24 protein-coding genes and 2 riboswitches are annotated in these 22,653 nt (G+C 39.5%); of the genes, 11 read left to right on the top strand and 13 right to left on the bottom strand.

Annotated features, from left to right (window positions below):
• Positions 1-127: 127 nt before the first annotated feature.
• Positions 128-240: riboswitch (glycine riboswitch) on the bottom strand.
• Positions 241-256: 16 nt separating this feature from the next.
• A riboswitch (glycine riboswitch) is annotated at positions 257-376 on the bottom strand.
• A 104-nt stretch (positions 377-480) separates the two neighbouring features.
• The 5 genes from MOB01S_RS05085 to rplI all read left to right on the top strand — a co-directional run bounded on the left by MOB01S_RS05085 (position 481) and on the right by rplI (position 2,583).
• Positions 481-801, top strand: a complete 321-nt coding sequence (locus MOB01S_RS05085; protein WP_066802321.1) for a YcgL domain-containing protein — start codon at positions 481-483, stop codon at positions 799-801.
• 65 nt (positions 802-866) lie between these two features.
• The gene (locus MOB01S_RS05090) at positions 867-1,316 is read left to right on the top strand and encodes a hypothetical protein (protein WP_157073902.1); all 450 of its coding nucleotides are present in this window, start codon (positions 867-869) and stop codon (positions 1,314-1,316) included.
• A gap of 129 nt (positions 1,317-1,445) precedes the next feature.
• Positions 1,446-1,847: a 30S ribosomal protein S6 gene (gene rpsF / locus MOB01S_RS05095; protein ID WP_066802325.1), complete on the top strand. Its 402-nt coding sequence runs from the start codon at positions 1,446-1,448 to the stop codon at positions 1,845-1,847.
• A gap of 15 nt (positions 1,848-1,862) precedes the next feature.
• The gene (rpsR, locus tag MOB01S_RS05100; RefSeq protein ID WP_066802327.1) at positions 1,863-2,090 is read left to right on the top strand and encodes a 30S ribosomal protein S18; all 228 of its coding nucleotides are present in this window, start codon (positions 1,863-1,865) and stop codon (positions 2,088-2,090) included.
• A gap of 16 nt (positions 2,091-2,106) precedes the next feature.
• Positions 2,107-2,583, top strand: a complete 477-nt coding sequence (gene rplI, locus MOB01S_RS05105; RefSeq protein ID WP_066802329.1) for a 50S ribosomal protein L9 — start codon at positions 2,107-2,109, stop codon at positions 2,581-2,583.
• 162 nt (positions 2,584-2,745) lie between these two features.
• Here rplI and MOB01S_RS05110 read toward each other — a convergent pair whose 3' ends face one another.
• The 9 genes from MOB01S_RS05110 to ccoN all read right to left on the bottom strand — a co-directional run bounded on the left by MOB01S_RS05110 (position 2,746) and on the right by ccoN (position 10,931).
• Entirely contained in the window at positions 2,746-3,171 is a 426-nt protein-coding gene (locus MOB01S_RS05110) for a hypothetical protein (RefSeq protein ID WP_169798123.1), read from the bottom strand.
• 361 nt (positions 3,172-3,532) lie between these two features.
• Positions 3,533-4,030, bottom strand: coding sequence for a DUF2004 domain-containing protein (locus MOB01S_RS05115; protein ID WP_066802333.1), 498 nt, complete (start codon positions 4,028-4,030; stop codon positions 3,533-3,535).
• A 97-nt stretch (positions 4,031-4,127) separates the two neighbouring features.
• Positions 4,128-4,664 (bottom strand): YfbM family protein, encoded by a 537-nt coding sequence (locus MOB01S_RS05120; RefSeq protein WP_066802335.1) that lies wholly within the window; start codon positions 4,662-4,664, stop codon positions 4,128-4,130.
• Between the two features lie 129 nt (positions 4,665-4,793).
• Positions 4,794-5,339 (bottom strand): YfbM family protein, encoded by a 546-nt coding sequence (locus MOB01S_RS05125; protein WP_066802337.1) that lies wholly within the window; start codon positions 5,337-5,339, stop codon positions 4,794-4,796.
• Positions 5,340-5,428: 89 nt separating this feature from the next.
• On the bottom strand, positions 5,429-7,432 hold the full coding sequence (tkt, locus tag MOB01S_RS05130) for a transketolase (protein WP_066802375.1): 2,004 nt from the start codon (positions 7,430-7,432) through the stop codon (positions 5,429-5,431).
• A gap of 135 nt (positions 7,433-7,567) precedes the next feature.
• A complete protein-coding gene (gene ccoP / locus MOB01S_RS05135) occupies positions 7,568-8,638 on the bottom strand; it encodes a cytochrome-c oxidase, cbb3-type subunit III (protein ID WP_066802339.1) in 1,071 nt (356 codons plus the stop codon).
• A complete protein-coding gene (locus MOB01S_RS05140) occupies positions 8,635-8,814 on the bottom strand; it encodes a CcoQ/FixQ family Cbb3-type cytochrome c oxidase assembly chaperone (protein WP_066802342.1) in 180 nt (59 codons plus the stop codon). Before MOB01S_RS05140 ends, ccoP begins: the two co-directional genes overlap by 4 nt.
• Positions 8,814-9,449 (bottom strand): cytochrome-c oxidase, cbb3-type subunit II, encoded by a 636-nt coding sequence (gene ccoO / locus MOB01S_RS05145; RefSeq protein ID WP_066802344.1) that lies wholly within the window; start codon positions 9,447-9,449, stop codon positions 8,814-8,816. The genes MOB01S_RS05140 and ccoO overlap by 1 nt, the downstream gene beginning before the upstream one ends.
• 9 nt (positions 9,450-9,458) lie before the next feature.
• A complete protein-coding gene (ccoN, locus tag MOB01S_RS05150) occupies positions 9,459-10,931 on the bottom strand; it encodes a cytochrome-c oxidase, cbb3-type subunit I (protein WP_066802346.1) in 1,473 nt (490 codons plus the stop codon).
• Positions 10,932-11,386: 455 nt separating this feature from the next.
• Between ccoN and MOB01S_RS05155 the strand changes: the two genes are divergently transcribed.
• Together MOB01S_RS05155 and ccoG are read left to right on the top strand one after the other, a co-directional pair.
• Positions 11,387-11,773 (top strand): SCP2 sterol-binding domain-containing protein, encoded by a 387-nt coding sequence (locus MOB01S_RS05155; RefSeq protein ID WP_066802348.1) that lies wholly within the window; start codon positions 11,387-11,389, stop codon positions 11,771-11,773.
• 338 nt (positions 11,774-12,111) lie between these two features.
• The gene (gene ccoG / locus MOB01S_RS05160; RefSeq protein WP_066802377.1) at positions 12,112-13,470 is read left to right on the top strand and encodes a cytochrome c oxidase accessory protein CcoG; all 1,359 of its coding nucleotides are present in this window, start codon (positions 12,112-12,114) and stop codon (positions 13,468-13,470) included.
• Between the two features lie 49 nt (positions 13,471-13,519).
• Here ccoG and MOB01S_RS05165 read toward each other — a convergent pair whose 3' ends face one another.
• Complete coding sequence (locus MOB01S_RS05165; RefSeq protein WP_066802350.1) at positions 13,520-14,509, bottom strand: bifunctional nicotinamide-nucleotide adenylyltransferase/Nudix hydroxylase; 990 nt, start codon at positions 14,507-14,509, stop codon at positions 13,520-13,522.
• Positions 14,510-14,596: 87 nt separating this feature from the next.
• Between MOB01S_RS05165 and nfuA the strand changes: the two genes are divergently transcribed.
• Positions 14,597-15,208 (top strand): Fe-S biogenesis protein NfuA, encoded by a 612-nt coding sequence (gene nfuA, locus MOB01S_RS05170; protein ID WP_084349622.1) that lies wholly within the window; start codon positions 14,597-14,599, stop codon positions 15,206-15,208.
• Positions 15,209-15,714: 506 nt separating this feature from the next.
• Here the strand turns inward: nfuA and MOB01S_RS05175 are convergent.
• Positions 15,715-18,339: a bifunctional aconitate hydratase 2/2-methylisocitrate dehydratase gene (locus MOB01S_RS05175; RefSeq protein ID WP_066802379.1), complete on the bottom strand. Its 2,625-nt coding sequence runs from the start codon at positions 18,337-18,339 to the stop codon at positions 15,715-15,717.
• Positions 18,340-18,679: 340 nt separating this feature from the next.
• Between MOB01S_RS05175 and lipA the strand changes: the two genes are divergently transcribed.
• The 3 genes from lipA (at position 18,680) to MOB01S_RS05190 (ending at position 21,145) form a co-directional block, all read left to right on the top strand.
• Positions 18,680-19,744, top strand: a complete 1,065-nt coding sequence (lipA, locus tag MOB01S_RS05180; protein WP_066802354.1) for a lipoyl synthase — start codon at positions 18,680-18,682, stop codon at positions 19,742-19,744.
• A gap of 73 nt (positions 19,745-19,817) precedes the next feature.
• Positions 19,818-20,450: a hypothetical protein gene (locus MOB01S_RS05185; protein WP_066802356.1), complete on the top strand. Its 633-nt coding sequence runs from the start codon at positions 19,818-19,820 to the stop codon at positions 20,448-20,450.
• A complete protein-coding gene (locus MOB01S_RS05190) occupies positions 20,447-21,145 on the top strand; it encodes a PIN domain-containing protein (RefSeq protein ID WP_066802358.1) in 699 nt (232 codons plus the stop codon). Before MOB01S_RS05185 ends, MOB01S_RS05190 begins: the two co-directional genes overlap by 4 nt.
• Positions 21,146-21,351: 206 nt before the next feature.
• Here MOB01S_RS05190 and MOB01S_RS05195 read toward each other — a convergent pair whose 3' ends face one another.
• Entirely contained in the window at positions 21,352-21,891 is a 540-nt protein-coding gene (locus tag MOB01S_RS05195; RefSeq protein WP_066802359.1) for an outer membrane beta-barrel protein, read from the bottom strand.
• 176 nt (positions 21,892-22,067) lie between these two features.
• Positions 22,068-22,625, bottom strand: a complete 558-nt coding sequence (locus MOB01S_RS05200) for a porin family protein (RefSeq protein WP_066802360.1) — start codon at positions 22,623-22,625, stop codon at positions 22,068-22,070.
• Positions 22,626-22,653: the final 28 nt, after the last annotated feature.

The following is a 22,653-nucleotide window of genomic DNA, read 5'->3' on the forward strand; positions in this document are numbered from 1 at the left end:
CCTTAAAAAGTGCATAAAATCAATAAGTTAGATTGGTTTGTTAAATTTTTTGGTTTAATATTGGGTAAAATATTGTAGAGGCAAATTGCGATTTGCCCATTTAAATGAAACCAATTTTAACATTTTAAGCACCCCATCTGTCCTGTTACCTGAGATTTTCAATGGCTAATTTATTGAAATTTAACCATTTTCTTCCCTTCGGTAGGCTATCCAAAGTTGCCATTCTCCAGATTTTTGTGATAATTTCTTGAATTATCAAAATTTTTCAGTCCTTTTACCTGAGCGATTGTGGGAGTGGTTTACGCCTTCGGTGTTGTTTGATTGGGTTTTTGACATTACAAAAACCCAATCAAACAAACTCTCCTGAAAAATCCATCACCCTATTATGAAAAAAAATGCTACAATTTACAAGCAAAATTTTTGTAATTTTACAAAATAATTGGCAAAATTGAGTTTTTTAAAATAATTTTGAGTACATATATGCACTGTGATGTTTATAAATTCCCCAAAAGTCCCGACTGGTACGTCTATATCGCCCGCCCCAATTATCCTGATGATGTTGATGAAATCAAGGATTGGTTATCGGTTTTGCCCAAAGAAATCCGTCAAAAATTGGGGCTTGGGCAATTTGTGATGCACCTTGATTTGTCGGTTCGTGAAAAGTTGGCACAGGCAGATATTGCCACTGTCAAAGCTCGCCTTGCCGAGCAGGGCTATTATGTCCAAGCTCCGCCCAGTGATGTCCTGCTTGCCCAAGCCCTCAATCGAGCAAAAGAAAGCCAAGATAAAAGATATGACTGACAAAAAATGATGAAATTTTGACAAATTCATGCTAGAATGGGCGATTATTTTTGTGATTAATGATTATGGATTGGCTAAAAAACCTTGTCAAAAACTTACCGCTGGACCTCATTAGCGATATTGTTACTAAACTGACAGTAATATGGTCAAAATTCGTCCAAGACGTGCCAGATGAAGAGTTACCTTTTACAGCTTATGTAGGTTCATCTATATTGGTTTTGGTGCTTTTGTTGTTCGTTGTGCGAGTATTACCACGTCCTTTTGGTGGCATCATGTGGATGTTGGCAGTGTCAATACTATTGACACCAAGCAACACCTTAACAGGTTCTGACCAACTTGCCCCTGCCATTGCTGGTGTTGCCCATCGCATATTGATGAAAGACCCATCAGGAGCGGTGGTTGCATTTTTACCCATCTTGGCAGTCTTTATCGTACTTTTGTTCATTGGTGGCGTTTGGCATTTACTTCGTGGCGTCCTACTAAATGCCGAAAAACAAAAAGCCAATCTCCACTAAATAAAATTTGCATTCAACATTAAAATCTGCTATCATAGAAAGATTGTTAAATAGATTTATCCATAAATCTACTTTTCATCTCCTTGCCACTTATTGTGTAGTGGCTGTTTTAATCCGTAGGGAGTCCTTATGAGACATTATGAAGTGGTGCTACTGGTACACCCAGACCAAAGCAACCAAGTTGCCGACATGGTAACTAAATATCGTACCATCGTAGAAGAAAACGGTGGCAACAACCATCGCTTAGAAGATTGGGGTCGCCGTCAATTGGCTTATCCAATCAACAAAATCCACAAAGCTCACTATGTTCTACTAAACATCGAATGTAATGATGCAACTTTGGCTCAACTAGAAGAATTGTTCCGTTACAATGACGCTATTTTGCGTAGCCTTGTTATCCGCCGTGAGAGTGCCATCACCGAACAATCACCTTTGGCAAAAGAAGCCGAAGAAAAACGCACTCGTAAAGCCAACCGCCGTAATGACGTTCGCACTCAACCAGAAGTTGAAAGCGAAGCAGACAGCGAATAATTAAGGAGAACACTCATGGCACGTTTCTATCGTCGTCGTAAATTCTGCCGTTTTACCGCAGAAGGCATTACCCATATTGATTATAAAGATGTAGAACTTTTGAAACAATACATCAGCGAAAATGGCAAAATCATTCCTAGCCGTATTACTGGTACTTCTACCAAGTATCAACGTCAGCTAGCCGTTGCTATCAAACAAGCTCGCTATTTGGCTCTATTGCCATATACCGACAACCACAAGTAATTAACGGAGAAAAATCATGCAAGTTATTCTATTACAGCGTGTCGTTAATCTTGGTAAACTTGGCGAAGTCGTTGATGTTAAAGCGGGTTACGGTCGTAATTACCTAATCCCACAAGGTAAGGCACTACCAGCCAATGAAGCAAATATTGCTAAGTTTGAAGCTCGCCGTGCCGAACTAGAAGCTGTTGAAGCCAAAGAATTGGCAGAAGCCAGAGCTCGTGCCGAAGCCTTATCAGACGTAAATGTCATCATGCGTGCTAAGTCTGGCGACGAAGGTAAGCTGTTCGGTTCTATCGGTACTCGTGATATTGCTGATGCTTTGACTGCCTCAGGATTGCCTGTTGACCGTTCAGAAGTCAAATTGCCAGAAGGTTCGTTCCGTCAAGTGGGTGAGTACAAAGTTACCATTCAATTGCACCACGACATCACTGCTGACATCATTGTTACTATTTTGTCAGAAGATGGCGAAGTGAAAGCTGATGATGAAGAATAATCATCATATTATTAAAAAAATCCCAAACTTCTGTTTGGGATTTTTGCTTTACTGGCAATCAATAAGATTGGTAGATATAAAATACACATACACACCATTTAAATTTAGATCCTAATGGCACAATAGGCAAATACACTAAAACAATCTAAAAGTACCACAAATTTATTTTTTAGCGGTAGGGGAAAATTGCAATTCGTCCTTACAATCCGTAGCAGGTTTTAAGTGCGTTGAGCATATCATTAAAAAATATATTCTAATATCGGTGTTTTTTTCAATCAACAAACGAATAACAAAGCCAATCAACAATACTATCCCATAAGCCAAAAGTTTATTGATAAAAGCAGATAAAACAATTCCTTTTTGCACTAATTTTTGACTAAGTCTTAAACACACTCTATTCGCACTCCAAACCATCAACCCCCACATTACACCAACGATGGTAAAAAATACCACCATTTTTAATCCCAAATAAGCGATTTTATGTTCCGTCAAATAACCAACAAACAGACCCACTCCATAAATAAAACCTGCCACACATAAATAAGAAATAAGTGGACTTAACCATCGCCTATTGGATTTGGTTGCCAAAAATTTAAGCCAATCCATTACACACAATAACGAAACAGGAAGAGCAATAAACAAAAATACCAATAGCATTGAGGAGACCACAATCGCATTGCCAATAAATACAAAGGCTTGTAGTAAAAATAGCACAACAACAATCAACCAAATTAAGGTGGTTAATTTGGTATTTTTTATAGGGATATGATTTGAATTTTGCATTATTACCCCAAAACAACCATTACTATTATTTTATTGCCATCGTTTAATCACACATATCAACAAAAAAAATTTAGCAAATGGTTATTAATACCAAACGATTATTTTTTAAAGCGGTTTGATAAAATTGTTTAAGCGTTTCAAAAAGATTTTACATAAATGAATTAAACTAATACTCCCAACCCACGCCAATTAAATCTCCATTCATTGCAAATCTTGCGTATAACATACCATTAGAATAATTTGGGTCAATGATATAATTTAACTGAATAAATATACTTTCTGTATTCATTATCCAAATAGAAAAACTTTCTAATTTTAATAATTCAATAAATTCCAATAAAAGTCTTTTGTAATCTTGCCTTTTTAACTTTCCACCAATTAAGCCAAAAAATTTACTCAAATACAATTCATTTGAATTATTTAATAAATCAACAATATAATCATTCTCTTCTCTAAAATAGTCCCAAAAATAATCACAATAATGTTTGTGATAAAATTCAATGTTTTGATAATAAGATACTAGATTATCCAATAATTCTTGCGTAATTAAGGCATTATCCAAAGCCCGCACAAATAGCCTTATCTCACGGTTTTGAAAATCTCGCTTGGCTTCCCAAGTACAACCGTCTTTAAGATTTAGCTTGCCAAAAAAATGATATTCCATCTCTTTTCCTTAGAATAAAAATGGCATTATATTGCTATAATACCATTTTTATTTTTCAAAGACAAATATAGTTTTGGTATAAAGTATTATAAACTTACTATCCAATAATCACACAAACACACCGATTATTTTTTAAGGCATTTTGATAAAATTGTTTAAATGTTTCAAAATATCCTTTTAGTTCATCAGCCAAATCATCTTTGTCTTCATTATACCAAATATCAGGGTACAAGTCCGCTTCGGCAAATTTTTCAAAATCCACATTATTCAATAATTCATCAATATTAATATTTTCCAAGACTTTAACAATATCAGCAAGCTTATTATCATCCACCAAATAAACACCTTCATCACTTAATGTATTATTGCCAAAAAATGCGTAATATAACGCTAATTGTTCAGGTGTTTTATTGGCATTATAATCATCATCACTATCAAACCCTGTTAATAAAAAATGTAAACCGTCCCATAATTTATCAAGGTCAGTATAATTTTCATCATTATCGTTGTCTTCAATTTCTTCTAAACACTCATAAAATTGCTCCACAGTATCATCATTGTCTTCTGATAATAATGCTTTAAATTCTTTTACTTGATTATCATCAAGTGCATAATAACTGGCATAAATACCCATAATGTTCTCCAAAATAAAACTAAAAATGGTATTACATCTCTATAATATTATTTTTAGTTTTAAAAGACAAATATCATTTTTGTGTAAGGTGCATATAACGCACCTTGCTTTCTATTAACATTAAAAAAATCAACCAATGAATATAAAAACAGATTTACCATTGTTTAACACATTTTGATAAAATATTTTAAATTCTTCAAAATAATTTCTTAATTCATCACATATTTCGTCATATTCATCGTCATATTCCCAAATATCGGGATATAAGTCCGCTTCGGAAAATTTCTCAAAGTCCACATTATCCAATAATTCATCAATATTAATATTTTCTAATGCTTTAACAATATCCGTCACTCTATTATTATCATTAAAATGAAGTCCATCACTGTGCAAACACTCTTTCCCAAAAAATCCATCATATAGAACATTTTGTACAGGGGTTTTGATGCTTTCATCATCGTCATAACTAGCACAGCCTGTTAATAAAAAATGTAAGCCGTCCCACATTTTATCTAAATCAAAATAATGATTTTTATCATACTCTTCATCATCTCTTAATGAAAATAATTCATCAAAGGCTTTTTGTTGAATATCTTTATCATCACTTGCCAACCAAGATTGATAGTCATTGGCTTGTTTTTCACTCACCGCATAATAACTGGCATAAATACCCATATTATTTTCCTTTTAAAATCAAAAACCAATCAGCCATTATTGACCGATTGGTTTTATTTTAACCGATTAAATAATGATGGTCAATGCAATTACATCACTTCTTTAACCGCATTCACCACATTTTCAACCGTAAAGCCAAAATGTTTAAATAAATCTTTGGCAGGAGCGGATTCACCAAACGAGGTCATACCAATCACCTGTCCGTCCAAACCAACAAATTTATACCAATAATCGGCGATACCTGCTTCTACCGCTACTCTGGCACGAATATGGCTTGGCAAGACACTTTGGATATAAGCCTTGTCTTGTTTCACAAACACTTCGGCACACGGCATAGACACCACACGCACGCCATCAAGCTGTTCATACGCCCCCATTGCCAATTCAACTTCCGACCCTGTAGCAATAATAATCGCCTTTAAGTCGCCTTTTTCTTGTGCCAAAATATAAGCCCCTTTGGCAATATTGGCAATTTGTTCATCACTGCGTTGATTAAATGGTAAATTTTGACGAGATAAAATTAAAGCGGTTGGTGTGTTTTTGCTTAAAATCGCTTGTTTCCACGCCACAGCCGTCTCTACCGTATCACACGGACGCCAAGTATGATGATTGGGTGTTTGACGCAAACTTGCAATCTGCTCCACAGGCTGATGGGTAGGTCCATCTTCGCCAAGCCCAATAGAATCGTGGGTATAGACTTGAATCACTCGTTGTTTCATCAAGGCTGACATACGCACAGCGTTACGAGCGTATTCCATAAACATCAAAAAGGTTGCGGTAAATGGAATAAAACCACCGTGCAACGCTACACCATTGGCAATTGCTGTCATACCAAATTCACGCACACCATAATGTACATAATTACCATCGGTGTGGTTTTGCACGCCTTTGGCATCTTTCCATAAGGTTAAATTTGACCCTGCAAGGTCGGCACTACCGCCCAAAAATTCAGGCAAAATGCTCGCAAATGAGGCAATCGTATTTTGACTTGCCTTACGAGTGGCAATGGTTTCGCCCTTTTCGTTGCAGGCTTTAATAAATTCATCTGCCTTTTGTTCAAAATCTGACGGCAATTCGCCATTTAAACGGCGTTCTAACTCTTTTGCCAATTCTGGATACTCATTTTTATAACCCTCAAATAAAGTATTCCACTGACTTTCCAATTTTTCGCCTTTATCTTTGGCATTCCACGCCTCATAAATCTCGCTAGGAATGTCAAATGGCTCATTTGCCCAGCCCAAAGTTTCACGCACAAGTGCTATTTCGTCAGCCCCAAGTGGCGCACCGTGGCAATCTTCTTTACCTTGTTTGTTGGGACTTCCTAGACCGATGATGGTTTTGCAAATAATCAGCGTAGGTTTATTTTTTTCATTTTGGGCAGACAATGTCGCCTGACGAATTTCATCACTATTATGCCCATCTACTTTTAATACTTGCCAGTTATAAGATTCAAAGCGTTTTTGGGTATCATCAGAGAACCAACCTTCCACTTCGCCATCAATGGAAATGCCATTATCATCATAATAAACAATGAGTTTACCCAAATTTAATGTTCCAGCCAGCGAGCAAACTTCGTGGCTAATACCCTCCATCAAGCAACCATCACCCAAAAAACAATAAGTATAATGGTCAATGACATCAAAGTTTGGACGATTAAATTGTCCTGCTAAGGTTTTTTCCGCCAAAGCAAAGCCCACCGCATTAGCAATGCCCTGCCCCAAAGGTCCTGTTGTGGTTTCAATACCATCAGCATAACCATATTCTGGATGTCCTGCGGTCTTTGAATGCAATTGACGGAAATTTTTGATGTCATCAATGGTCAAATCATAGCCAGTTAAATGGAGTAAAGCATAATGGAGCATTGAACCGTGTCCATTGGAGAGTACAAAACGGTCTCGGTTTGCCCATTTGGCATTGGTCGGATTATGGCGATAAAATTCACGCCAAACCACATCAGCGATGTCCGCCATTCCCATTGGTGCACCAGGGTGTCCAGAGTTGGCTTTTTGTACAGCGTCCATCGCCAAAACACGAATGGCATTGGCGGTATGGCGTTCATTTAATGGTGGGTTAAAGTTGGGTAAAGTGGTCATAAAAAGGTCTCTGTTTTTAAAAATGGGGTTATTATAACACACTTGGTTATCTTTCCCTACAATGAACAAAAACATCATCAATAAAAAACCCTGCAAAACATCGCAGGGTTTTTTATTGATTTTAGCTAACCTTCATCACTTAGCAGGAGCTTCTTGCTGTGAGATAAAGCGAATATAGGCGGCCAATAGCATGATACGCTCATTACCAAGTTTGGTTTGCCATTCAGGCATTACACCCGAACGACCATGACGAATGGTAGTTTCAATGCTAGCACGGTCACCACCAAACAACCAAATATCATCGGTTAGGTTAGGCGCACCAAGCGATGTTGTACCCTTAGCATCAGCACCATGACATACTGCACAGTTAGCCTCAAAAAGAGCCTTACCTTGAGCAACTTTAACTTGATCAAGTTTTTCACCATTTTGGTTGCCAGAAATACTCATTACATATTCGGCAGCTGCACGCACACCAGACTCACCCAGTTGTTTTTGCCATGCTGGCATCGCACCGATACGACCATGATGAATGGTTTGTAAAATCTCATTTGCATGACCACCATGCAACCAATCATTATCAGTTAGGTTGGGATAGCCCACTGCACCTTTAGCATCAGAACCGTGACACAATGCACAGTTTTGCAAAAATAAACTGTTACCGATTTTGGTGGCTTCTGGGTCAGCTGACAATTTATCAACATAAGGAGCAAGCAACTTGATCTGTTCATCAATCTGAGCTTTTAACTCATCGCTTGGCTCTTTTTTCTGAGCATTTTGTAGCTCAGATAGTTTGGTAAGTACAGAGATGGCTTCGCTTGCTTCTGCATTTGCCAAAATGTTTTGCTCAAAGTTTTCGGTAAAAATTTTGTTGTTCTTTTGCAAATCGCTGTTCAGCTCATTTTCTGATGTCCAAGGCACATCTTGACCATCAACTTGTACAGTGTTAAGACCTTTCCAAGTATCAGGCTGAATGGCTGGATAAAACACAAAATAAGACAGACCCCAAAATAGCGTGCCAAAAAACACCACCAACCACCATTTTGGCAAGGGTTGGTCATACTCTCTGATACCATCATATTCATGACCTGTTGTGCCATCTTCTTCCAAATCAGGCTTGGTTTTCAGCGTCCACATCAACACGCCGAAGATAAATAACCAACAGCCAATTGATAGGACGGTAATCCAAGAACTCCAAAAAAAGCTCATTGTGTATCCTTAATGCGTTGTTGTGATAAATGTTGTAGTTGTTCATCATCTAACGCAAGTTGTGCATCTTCTTCAAAGCGTTTTTTATTTTTGGGGGAATATGCCCACCATGCCACAGCGATGAAAGCAAAAAACGCTCCCACCGTTGCGATGCTATGTAAAACGCCCCAGTTCATTAGCGTTGCCCCTGCATGGCGATACCAAGTTGTTGCAAGTAAGCAACCAATGCATCAAGCTCAGTTGCACCTTGTACTTGGTCAGGTGCTGCCTCAATATCAGCCTCTGTATAAGGCAAACCAAAACGATCTTTAAAGATACGCATTTTTGCTTGTACCTTAGAACCATCAACTTCGTTTTTGGCAAGCCATGGATAAGCAGGCATGACAGACGCAGGAACAACAGAACGTGGGTCAGTCAAATGGTCAATGTGCCATTGGTCAGAATAACGACCACCCACACGAGCAAGGTCAGGACCTGTACGCTTAGAACCCCATAGGAATGGGTGATCCCATGCTGATTCAGCGGCACGGCTATAAGGTCCATAGCGTTCCACTTCAGCACGTAAAGGACGAATCATCTGCGTATGACAAACGTGGCAACCTTCACGGATATAAATATCACGACCTTCAAGCTCCAACGCTGTCCAAGGACGCATATTTGGCAAAGGTTTATTGACACCGCCTTTATCTGGGTCGTTGGTATCATAAATTAAAGGCACGATTTCAACCAATGTTGCAAAGCTGATGGCAATGACGATGAATATGACAAGTAAGCCTGTGTTTCTTTCTACAATATCATGGGTAATTGACATATTTCCCCCTTATGCCTGAACAGCAACGCTGTCTGCGTCTGCATTTTCTGGCGTTTCTAATGCTTCTGGACTTGGCATTTTGATGGTTTTATAGCAGTTATAAGCCATTACAAACATACCTGTTACATACAACGCACCGCCCAAAGCACGCACCACATAAGGAATGTGAGACATCACCACAGTTTGCACAAAATCATAAGACAAAGTGCCATCTGGATTAGTTGCACGCCACATCATACCTTGTGCAATACCAGAAATCCACAACGCCACGATATAAAGTACCGTACCTGTGGTAGCAAGCCAAAAATGCACGGTAATCAAATTGGTGGAGTACATTTTTGATTTTTGGTAGATGCGTGGCAATAACACATAGATAGAACCAATGGTAATCATACCCACCCAACCTAACGCACCAGAGTGAACATGACCTACTGTCCAGTCAGTATTATGACTGATGGCATTAACTGCCTTGATGGAAAGCATTGGACCTTCAAAAGTACTCATTGCGTAGAATGACAACGCCACAATCAAGAAACGAATGATAGGGTCAGTACGAAGTTTGTCCCAACTACCAGATAAAGTCATCACACCGTTAATCATGCCACCCCAAGATGGAGCAAACAAAATCAACGAAAACACCATACCCAAAGATTGAGTCCAGTCAGGTAATGCCGAATAATGCAAGTGGTGTCCACCTGCCCACATATAAGAAGCAATCAATGCCCAAAAGTGAACAATAGACAAACGATATGAGTAAACAGGGCGACCAATTTGTACTGGGATGAAGTAGTACATCATGCCCAAGAAAGCAGCAGTTAGGTAAAAGCCCACCGCATTATGACCATACCACCATTGCACCATAGCATCAGTTGCACCACCATATAGGGAATAAGATTTCCACATACTAACAGGTACGGCTAGGTTATTGACGATATGAAGCAAAGCAATGGTGATGATAAATGCTGCAAAGAACCAGTTGGCGACATAAATATGTGAAGTCTGACGCTTAATCAATGTGCCAAAAAACACAATCGCATAACACACCCACACCACCGTAATGGCAATGTCAATTGGCATTTCAAGTTCAGCATATTCTTTGGCGGAAGTTAAGCCAAGTGGCAAAGTAATGACCGCCGCCACAATGATGGCCTGCCACCCCCAAAACGTAAACCACGCAAGATAAGGAGCAAACAATCGTGTTTTGCAAGTACGCTGAACAATATAGTAAGAAGTAGCAAAAAGTGCTGAACCACCAAACGCAAAAATCACCGCATTGGTGTGTAGCGGTCTTAGACGACCAAAAGACAACCAAGAAGTGTCAAAATTTAAAAATGGCCATGCAAGCTGTGATGCGATAAAGACACCCACGCTCATGCCAACGATACCCCAAAACACCGCCATAAGAGTAAATAATCTCACTAGTGTGATTTCGTACTCGTGGTCGATAGATAGCGGGGCTACTGCTGAATTAGATAGACTCATTGGATAGTTTCCTGTGCAGCCCGATTTATGTTGCGTGATTAAAAATTAACCAAAAACGCTTTTGATTTATTGTATGATAACACAAATCACCAAAACATAACACCAAAGCCACTCTCAAACATCAAGAAGTGCCACCTAGAATCCACTGGCTCGCTCACATTTGGTGTGTGCTTGGCTTGCGTGTATTGGGATTTGCCCCAACATCAAAATAATTCCACACTAATAATAAGGTATTATTAGCGGTTCTCACCTTTTATTATACAACAAATTGTAAAATTTCTGCTACCTTTTGGTAAAATAATGCAAAAAATTTTTCTATTTTTTTAAAAATAATTAACTAATAATTCATTTATGATTTATTTTTCTCATCAAAAAGGCAATTTTTAAGAATTTTTTCGCATTTTTTATCCATTTCACTTATAATAATCATTATTTTTTTCATATTGAGAAATGTTATGGCAAAATTTTTAAGTGATGAGTGGTTTGACAAAGTTGCCACCTTAAACAATGAAGCAGGTGAGTTAAACCTACCACCAAGTCTTGCCAACCTAAAAATCAACATCAATATCACAGGTGATGATGTTGTAAATCTATACCTAGATGGTGGTAAATTTACCAAAGGTTTATTACCAGACGCTGTCAGCACCATCAACATTGACCGCCAAAGTTTGCTTGACATCATCGCTGGTAATGATATCAATCTCGCCATTGAAGCGTTTATGACAGGTAAAATTCGTGTTGATGGCGACATGAGTGCGGTAATGAACCTACAAAGTACCAAACCTAGCCCTGAGCAAAAATTGCTGTATAAACATATTAAAAACATGACAGATTTTGCATAAGTTTAGAAAAACAAACATTTTTCCACACTAACAAAAATGTTACTGGATTTTTTTGTTTAAAAAGGAGTAGAATAAGCATATTCTATTTTGTGGGTTGTTTAATCTAATTTATCATATAAATTTATTAAATTTTATAAATATATCATAAATTAAGATAAATAAACCATGACCCAGCCAAAGCAATCATTGCTATTTTAGCTAAGGTGATTATTATGTCAGAACAAGAAAACGACCCAAAACCAAGCACTTCCAATGTGCCTGACAACACCCCGCCCCAAGCAGACAAACCTAAAAAGAAAAAGCCTGCTCCTGAAAAAATTATTCCCACCACCCCCATCATGGACGCCAGTAAAAAGCGTATCCACCCTCGTTTTGTGCGAGGTAAATACCAAAATATCCGCCTAGTTACCATGTATGGCTTTATGGCAATTTTTCTTATCATGCCGTGGTTACGCTGGGACGGTCATCAAGCACTCTTGTTCAACGTTACCGAACCCAAGTTCTTTGTGTTTGGGGCGACTTTTATGCCCCAAGATTTCTACTTTTTTGCCTTTATTTTTATCATTGCTGCCATGACCCTATTTATGGTAACGGTGTATGCAGGGCGAGTGTGGTGTGGTTATGTCTGTCCACAGACGATTTATGTGCATTTATACCAACATGTAGAAAAATGGGTGCTTGGCGAGCGTAACCAACGCATGAAGTTTGAAGATGAGCCAATGAGTGCCAAAAAACTTGCCAAAAAAGCACTCATTCACGCCATTTGGGGTGTATTTAGCGTCATCACCGCCATGACCTTTATCGCTCTTGTGGTGGGCACGGATTATTTGTTCTTTAATGGCAATCCCTTATTTTTTATGGGGTGGAGCAAGCTCACTTGGGTATTTTTTGGCATCATCACTTTTGTAACACACATGAATGCGGGCTATATGCGTGAACATATGTGTGTACATATGTGCCCTTATGGTCGTTTCCAATCTGTCATGTTTGATAAAGATACCTTACTCGTCTCTTACGATTATGAACGTGGTGAGGCTCGTGGGGCTCGTAAAAAAGGCACACACCCCGAAGGCATGGGTGATTGTATTGATTGCAATATGTGTGTACAAGTTTGTCCTACTGGTATTGATATTAGAGATGGCTTACAGGTGGATTGTATCCAATGTGCCGCCTGTATTGACGCCTGTAACGAAATCATGGATAAGGTTGGCTACCCACGTGGATTGATTCGCTACACCACCGAGCGTCAGCTTGTCCACAAAGAAAAAACCAAAGTCATCGGCTTTCGTATTTTTGCCTACATCTTTGTACTGACGGTTGCAATCGCAACAGCGACATGGGTTGCTACCACTCGTAACCCCTTAGAGCTAGAAATTCGCCACGACCGCAAACAACTTAACACCGTTGGTCGCAACGGCTTGGTAGAAAACAGCTACGTCCTAAAAATCGTCAACAAAACAGACGAAAAACAAACCTACATGGTTAAGTTAGAAGCGGTTGATGGTTTAGAAATTCGTTCACGATTTAAAGAGTTGCCACTCAAAGCTAACGAAGCTTACTCCATGCCTGTCAGTATCTTTGGTGATCCAAGCAAAATCAAAGCAGGTCATACGCCCATCACCATCACCATTTATAGTGTGGACGGTAAATACAGCCAAAGTGCCGAAGATATCTTTATTTATGAACCCAAAAAGTAAACCAAAAAATAAAGCCTCCGATTGGAGGCTTTATCATATGACCAAGTCCTTAAAGCCCCAGCATTTTAACAATCACTCCATAATGATCTTCAAACATCATCGCACCATCTAGCTCACCAAGTGGCAACCAAAAAGCACGATTGGCATCATCGCCCCCTTTGACTTCTGGCAAATCATCACCCAAAAGCTCAAAATAAAATACACTCGTTACCGTCCGCCCACGAGCCGAGCGGTCAGGTTTATCAAAAATTTGTGTGTTTTTGAGCGTATTTTTGTCAATAACAAGACCTGTTTCCTCACGAAGCTCACGCAAGGCACATTCTAGCAATGTCTCATTTTGGTCTAAAAATCCCCCTGCCAGTGCGTACAGCCCACGCCCATACTCACCCCCACGCTCAATGAGTAAAATATGCCCCGCCTGCACGACCAATGCGTCCGCCGTTACAAATACAGGTGGATAAGGAGCATTTTGCCATGCTTTTTGATAATCCAAAATATGCTCATATTCACGTTGTAGACTGGCAAATTCATCACTATTTTTAAAATTTACCAAAAAGTTTACGACATTGGTTGGTAAATTATCATCAATCAACCCTCGCCCAAAATATGCCTCACGCATGGGCGTAGCGGATAAATTGGCATAATTTTCGGCAAAAATTTGCTCAACGTGTGGAAAAAGCGACAAATAATACGAACTTTTATCTTTATGATAACCAATCATGCCAACTCGCCCCACACCACCTGTCGTATGAAAAATGGTCGCTTGGACGTTGGCAAGCCATTTGACATCATTGTATGGGTCATCATCAAGCGGTGTACACGAAATACGCCCATCATATTCGTTACCAAAAGCATTTAAAATCATACCGACACGCTCATCATAAGTAAAAGGGTTTTTGAGCGTGCGTGGCGAGTTTGCCGAGCCAATAAGTACTAGCACATTTTTTGCCAATGTCAAGGCATGACGCACTACTGCTTGATGTCCATCATGAAAAGGCTGAAAGCGACCAATGAACACCAAATAATCAAATTGAAACATTTTAAATCCCATGATTAGAAAAATTAGACTTGATAAAACGGATTATGTTACCATAAAGATTAAAATTTTTAAAAAATGAGCATTGCCATGAGCGATACCCCAACTTGCAACATTATTATCACCGAATCTGCCCAAACCTACCTTGCCGAACTCCTTGCCAAACAAGAAGTAGAAGGTATTGGTGTACGTATCTTTGTTGAGCATGCAGGCACCCCCCGAGCCGAATGCTGTATGAGCTACTGCCAACCTGATGAAATAGATGAAGATGATTTACAAATCCCCTACCCTGCCTTTGTCGCTCACATTGACACACCAAGTATTCCTTATTTGCTAGATGCAGTGATTGATTATAACAAAGACCGTTTTGGTGGGCAACTCACTTTTAGAGCCCCCAATGCCAAAGTACCACAAGTGGGTGAAAATGCCAGCATTGAAGAGCGGATTAATTATGTCTTACAATCTGAAATCAACCCCCAACTTGCCAGTCATGGCGGTCATGTAGAGCTTATTGACGTGATAGAAAATGAAGCAGGTAAAACTGCGGTACTCAAATTTGGCGGCGGCTGTCAAGGGTGTAGTGCGGTTGATGTAACCTTGCGTCAAGGCGTGGAAGTTCAGCTTAAACAACAAATCCCTGAGCTAACCCAAGTCATTGATGAGACCGACCACACCAAGACAGATAATGCGTATTATAAATAACAAAAAAGCAGTCTTTTGACTGCTTTTTTATTTGGCACTTACTTAAAAACTCATTCTAACACCAACACTTGCACCAAATTGGTTGAGTTTAACCTTACCTTCATCATCTTGGATGTCAATCTCACCCAGATGGTTGTATTTAGCATTTTAATTTGTTATACCAAAATAACTTTAAGAATGATACAAAATTGGTGATTGTTCATAGGGATAATTACCATTCGCCCCCACAAAACGTATTAAATGCATGGTTTAATTGATATAAATCTAAAAGCTGATTATTCCAAATTAAAAAAATATACAATCCATTTTTTACAATTCGCCAAAAAATATCATATACCTAACGAACTTAAAATATACTACGAATTGTAAGATAAATTACAATTTACCCCCCTACCGCCAAAAATAAATTTGTAGTACTTTTAAGATGGTTTTGGTATAGATTATGTTAATTAAATTTAGCTTACAAAAAAAACGGCAACCTAAGTTACCGTTTTTTTATTTATCAATTAAGCCAATTGTGCTACACTAATCTTATCTGATTTTGAAGTATAATCACTCATCTTATCAAAGTTTAGATAATTATAAACTTCAGCCTCCATAGATTGCAACTTACCTGCGTATGCCATATATTCTTCTACCGTTGGTAGCTTACCAAGCACAGACGCCACAGAGGCAAGCTCAGCAGAAGCCAGATAGACATTTGCTCCTTGACCTAGACGGTTTGGAAAGTTACGAGTAGAAGTTGAAACAGCCGTACTGTTTGGTGCAATGCGTGCTTGGTTGCCCATACATAGCGAACAACCAGGCATTTCGGTTCTTGCCCCTGCTTGGGCGTAGGTGTTGTAATAGCCTTCGTCCATTAGCTGGCGTTCATCCATCTTGGTTGGTGGGGCAATCCACAAACGAGTGGTCAAGCTACCTGCAGGCACTTCGGCAAGGAGTTTACCAGCAGCACGGAAATGCCCAATGTTGGTCATACAAGAACCGATGAACACTTCATCAATCTTATCGCCAGCCACTTCTGAAAGCAGTTTGGCATCGTCTGGGTCATTTGGACAGCAAAGGATTGGCTCTTTGATTTCTGACAAATCAATTTCATAAACCCGTGCGTATTCGGCATCTTCATCGGCTTTTAATAGCGAAGGATTATCCAGCCATTTTTGCATATTTTCAGCACGGCGAGCCAGCGTACGAGCATCGCCATAGCCTTCGGCAATCATCCATTTGAGCATTACAATGTTGGAACGCAAGTATTCGGCAACCTTTTCTTCGGATACGGTGATGGCACAGCCAGCCGCCGAGCGTTCAGCAGAAGCATCTGATAATTCAAAGGCTTGCTCAACAGTCAAGTCATTTTCCATTTCGGTTAGGTCAATTTCTAGGATACGACCTGAGAAAATGTTCTTTTTGCCCTTTTTCTCAACAGTCAAATCACCTGCTTTGATGGCATAGTAAGGAATGGCGTGCACCAAATCACGCAAAGTGATACCAGGTTGCATTTTACCTTTAAACTTAACAAGTACAGACTCAGGCATATCAAGAGGCATTACACCAGTTGCCGCTGCAAATGCCACAAGACCAGAACCTGCTGGGAATGAGATACCGATTGGGAAACGAGTGTGTGAGTCGCCACCAGTACCAACAGTATCAGGCAATAACATACGGTTTAACCACGAATGAATCACACCGTCCCCAGGGCGTAAGCTCACACCGCCACGATTCATAATAAAATCAGGCAAGGTGTGGTGCGTTACCACATCAATGGGCTTAGGATAGGCGGCTGTATGGCAGAACGACTGCATAACAAGGTCAGATGAAAAGCCTAGGCACGCCAAGTCTTTTAGTTCATCACGCGTCATCGGACCTGTGGTGTCCTGACTGCCAACGGTGGTCATCTTAGGTTCGCAGTAAGTACCAGGGCGAATGCCTTGACCTTCTGGCAGACCGCAAGCACGACCAACCATTTTTTGAGCCAGCGTATAGCCTTTGCCAGTATCGGCAGGGGCTTCTGGCGTACGGAACAAGGTAGAAGCTGGCAACCCTAAGGCTTCACGAGCTTTGCCTGTTAGGTTACGACCGATGATAAGATTGATTCGTCCACCTGCACGCACTTCATCAAGCAAAACAGGGGTTTTTAGCTCGGATTTGGCGATTTCTGCTCCGTCTTTAAAGGCGGTAACGGTGGCGGTGGCGTGGTCAATTTTTAGGGTAATTTCATCGCCCATATTCATATTGGTAACATCAATCTCAACAGGCAACGCCCCAGCGTCTTCCATTGTATTAAAGAAAATTGGGGCAATCTTACCACCCAAGCACACACCGCCATCTTTCTTATTGGGAATATGAGGAATGTCATCGCCAAAGAACCACAAAACAGAGTTGGTAGCAGATTTACGAGATGAGCCAGTACCCACCACATCGCCAACATAGGCAACTTGATTACCTTTGGCAATGAGTTCTTTGATTTGGGTCAAAGGTCCAACTTCGCCATTTTTTTCTGGACGAATGCCATCTCGCTCGTTTTTAAGCATTGCATTGGCGTGCAAAGGAATATCAGGGCGACTCCACGCATCTTGGGCAGGCGACAAATCATCAGTATTGGTCTCGCCTGTTACTTTAAAGACGGTGATTTTTAGCTCACTTGGCACATCAGGACGGCTTGTGAACCATTCAGCATCTGCCCACGATTGCAATACCGCTTTGGCGTTTTCGTTGCCTGCTTTGGCTTTTTCTTCCACATCGTGAAAGGCATCAAACACAAGCAAGGTCTTTTTCAAGGCATCTGCCGCCAACGCACCAAGCTCTTTATCATCAAGTAGGCTAATAAGTGGCTCAACATTATAACCACCAAGCATTGTACCTAGCAGATATACCGCTCTCTCTTTGCTCACAAGGGGCGATACTGCTTCGCCCTTGACAATGGCATTTAAAAAGGCAGCTTTGACATAGGCGGCTTGGTCCACGCCTGCTGGCACACGGTTTTCTAACAAATCCACCAAAAAGGCTTCTTCACCTTTTGGGGGGTTTTTCAAAAGTTCAACCAAATCCGCCATTTGCGTATCAGTCAAAGGCTGTGGAGGAACGCCTAAGGCTTCTCGTTCGGCAGCGTGGGCTCTGTATTCGGCTAGCATTTGCGACATAGCGGTTTTCCTTATCAAAATTAAAATAGTTAAGTGCTTGATAATTTTAGGTGATAGTAATTATCATAATACAAACAATTATCAAGTGCCTAGATGTTGATTTTACAGGCAATTTGCCCAATTTCCCCTATATCATACCCTAAAATAAACATAAATTCAAAAAATTATCTTTCATAGCCAACATTTATTTAAAAAATGATGAAATGCAAATTATTTTGATTTATAAATGGTAAGTTTTATCGGCAATGACCAAATTTTTTGCCATCGCTTTTTGATTGAAAATAAGGTAAAATAGCCCCATTTATCTTTAAATAATAAAAATAGGCAAGCTATGACCGTCCAAACCTACACTCCCACCGCCAAGCCCGCCCCCAAAAAAGCCATTCAAGGTGAAAAGTTGCGTGGAGCGGATAAAGTTGCTCGTATTCCCATTAAGGTCATTCCCACCATTGACACCCCCAAAAAACCCGATTGGATTCGTGTCAAACTCTCAAGCCCAGCCGAAGTCGAACGCATTAAAGGCACACTGCGACAACAAAAGCTCTACACCGTCTGCGAAGAAGCCGCCTGCCCCAACCTGCCCCAATGCTTTGGCGATGGCACGGCAACCTTTATGATTATGGGCGATATTTGTACTCGCCGTTGTCCGTTTTGTGAAGTGGCTCACGGCAGACCCAATCCGCTTGATGTAGATGAGCCACGCCACACTGCCGAGACCATTTTGGGGCTTGGGCTAAAATATGCCGTCATCACAAGTGTTGATAGAGACGATTTAAAGGACGGTGGTGCTTCACACTTTGCCGAAGTCATTAACGAAAGTCGCAAACTGTCGCCAAATTGCTTGATTGAAATTCTAGTCCCTGATTTTCGTGGGCGTGAGCAAATCGCCCTTGATGTCTTAACCAAAACCGCCCCAGATGTCTTTAATCACAACATTGAAACCGTGCCACGCCTGTATAAGGCGTTTCGCCCTGGTTCTGACTATGAGCATTCTTTAAAATTATTAAAAGAATACAAAGCACGCCGTCCAGACATTGCCACCAAATGCGGATTTATGGTGGGGCTTGGCGAAACCGAAGAAGAAGTTTATGCCCTGCTGGACGACCTAAAAGCCCACGATGTGGATATCATCACCATTGGGCAATACCTTGCCCCCAGCAAATCACACGCCCCAGTAGAACGCTATGTTCACCCTGATGAGTTTGCCAGATATACTGAATACGGCAAAAAATTGGGCTTTTTTAACATTTGGGCAAATCCAATGGTGCGTTCAAGCTACTTTGCCGACCGCCAATATTATGGCGAAGACTGCCCACCGCCTGTGCGTTCGGCGAAGGCTTTGGCAGAAGAGAAATTGGCGAAGGCGGAAAAAGGCGAGAAGGTTGGGTGTTTTTAAGTGGTAATACTTGATTTTATGCGTCTAAGTATTTAGCTTGATTTTTAAATATAGCCAATTGCTGGAGATGATTATGAAACAAATGCAAAAGTTAACAATCCATTTAAAGACAATGGATTATGATTCTTTTTATCAAAAATTAACCAACCAATCCGTAAATGGCTGGCAACATAATGTGGAAAGAGAACAACAATTGTCAGAAACAGATATGAAGTGGATTATTTATACTGCCAACATAAAAGATTTGCCTAAGTCTAATCTTTGTTTGCATAAAGATAATAGCACAACAATTGATGTGCCAAATATTGTACCACTTGAAATTTCTCAATTAAGTGTTGATGAATATAATGCTATTTTGCATAATTTTGTAGAGTGCATTTTAAAGCCAATACAGGTTGATGATAATTTTACTTTTGAATTGTCAAAAAATGAACTATTCTTATCTGATATGTTAGATGAGAATTCCGTTAATAAATTTAAAAGTTTTTCAAGACTTGCAAATAAATCAACTGGTTTCTCTGACCCTAGAGATGAAGAGCGTTGGTTTGATTTTGTATTAAGTTCATTTAATAAAAATTTGGATTTAGATTTATTGGTAGATTCATTGGTTAACGATGGTTGGACTGCCGATAACTCAGAAAGATTGGCAAGAGATTATGAATATGCCTCATCATTGTTGAAATATCAACAAGAGCGATATATATGAATTTAGATAATTACCAAGACCAATTGGATTATGTTATTCAAACTAATGCTCCACTTTTATTTATAGACACTTGTGCTTATCTTGATGTATTGCGTATGGTACATCGTGATGATATGTCTTTTGATGATTTGGATGCTTTGCACGATTTAGTAAAACTGATTGCAGAAAATAAATTGCTCTTTATCACATCAGAAATTGTGAGAGATGAATTTTTTAACAATCATAGTACAACTTTGGAAGAGCTAAATATAAAATTCAAAGCACATAAGCATTTCTATGAAAAGACGGTAAAGGTAATGACAAAGTTTTCTCCAAATACAACAAAATATACTCCTACTGTTAGTGGAGATTGGATTATTCTACTAGATGAATTTTGTCAAAAAAATATCAAAGATAATAGTATTATTTTTGATAAAACAGACAATGATAAGACAAGAGCATTTGACCGTGTTTATGCTGTAAAAGCACCAGCCAAGCAAGGAAAAGATTCGCTAAAAGATTGTTTGATTTTTGAAACTTTGTTAAGAGTTGTAGGAGATTTAAGAAAATCAGGTTTCGATAAAAAAGTTTGTTTTATTTCATCCAATACAAAAGATTTTGGAAAAGTGCGTGATTGTTTTGTGCAAGACGATTTGGATGAATTGAATATTTTATTTGCCAATCAATTTTCTCACGCTAAGAGTCTTTTGATTTAAAGTGGAAAATTTAAAAGGCTTTATAAATATTTGCTACAAACAAGCAAAATTTTGTATAATACCAAAAAATAACACCTGTATGCCATTATGACTTCTAAACCCATTCTCTCCTCAAACAGCGTTTATCGCTTACATCACATTTTTTATTCATAAAAAAAACAACCATAGACGCTAATCTGTGGTTGTTTTTGGTTTGTTGTTATAGATTAGAACGCAAAATAAGCACCCACGCTCCATAGCTGTGCATCGGCATTTAGGTAGTTAAAGCCTGCTTCAACACCGACATTTTGGTTGGCTTTAAAGCCTACACCAACACCGCCTGCTACGCTAGTTTTGTCGGCAGTATGAGAGCTGTTCACTGTCAGACCCTTGCTATCCACCTCTGTATTTGCCATACCCAGTTTACCTTTTAGATAAACGGCAGTATTTGGCATATGATAGCGATAAGTGCCGTACACCCCCATGGATTTGGCATCATATTCATGTCTTTCAGAACCAACATCAAACTGTTTGGTAGAAGTGGTGATATATTCTGCTTCTACACCAACAGTTTGGTCAAAATTGTAACCGCCATAAATACCATAAGCGGTGTTTTTTTTGTCAGCAATGTCAGCATCTAACAAACCCAATTTTGCACCAACATAAACTTGACCTGCACTAGATGAGCCATAACTGACCGCAGAATGTGCATTAATAGCAAAAAGGGGTACGCTTAGGGCGATAAGAGTTTTGTTTAGGATGGTCATAATCACTCCAAAATAGCCAAAATTGGGGTAGTTGTTTTAAAATAAAATCACCGACCCAAATATATCGCTCAATTCTATCAAAAAACGTGCTAAAAAGATAGATTTTTATCCATAAAAAACAACCACAGACACCAATCTGCGGTTGTTTTTTATGATTTGTTTGGCTGTTTTGTGAATTAGAACACAAAATGTGCACCCACACCCCAAACGTTGGCATCTTTATTTAGGTAGTTGTAACCTGCTTCAATACCAAAATTAGCGGTTGGTTTAAAGCCGATAGCTACACCGCCTGCAGCACTGGTTTTGTCCGCTTTTTCACTAAACAAAGCACCATTTTGGCTCACACCTTTATCTTCAACTTCGGTTTTTGCCACACCAAGCTTACCTTTGACATACAAAGGTGAGTTTGCAAAATGATAGTTATAAGTACCATAAGCACCGTAAGTTTTGGCTTTTAGTTCGTATTGAGCGTTACCAACGGTGTATTTGTCACTATCAGCACCTTGATACTCCAATTCAACGCCAAAATTTTTGTCAAAATTATAACCACCATAGATACCATAAGCGGTCAAATCACCCTTATGTCCGTCAATTTTATCAAGGTCAAATTGACCCACTTTAACACCCACATATGGACCAGCATCTGCTGAACCGTAGTTGACAGCAGCATTTGCACCAGTAGCCAGTAGAGCGGTAGCAGTTAGAGCGATAAGAGCTTTGTTTAAAGTTTTCATGGTTTTTTCTCCAAAAGTGGTGCAAGCA

The sequence above is a fragment of the Moraxella oblonga NBRC 102422 genome, assembly GCF_001598275.1.
GTDB lineage: Bacteria > Pseudomonadota > Gammaproteobacteria > Pseudomonadales > Moraxellaceae > Moraxella > Moraxella oblonga.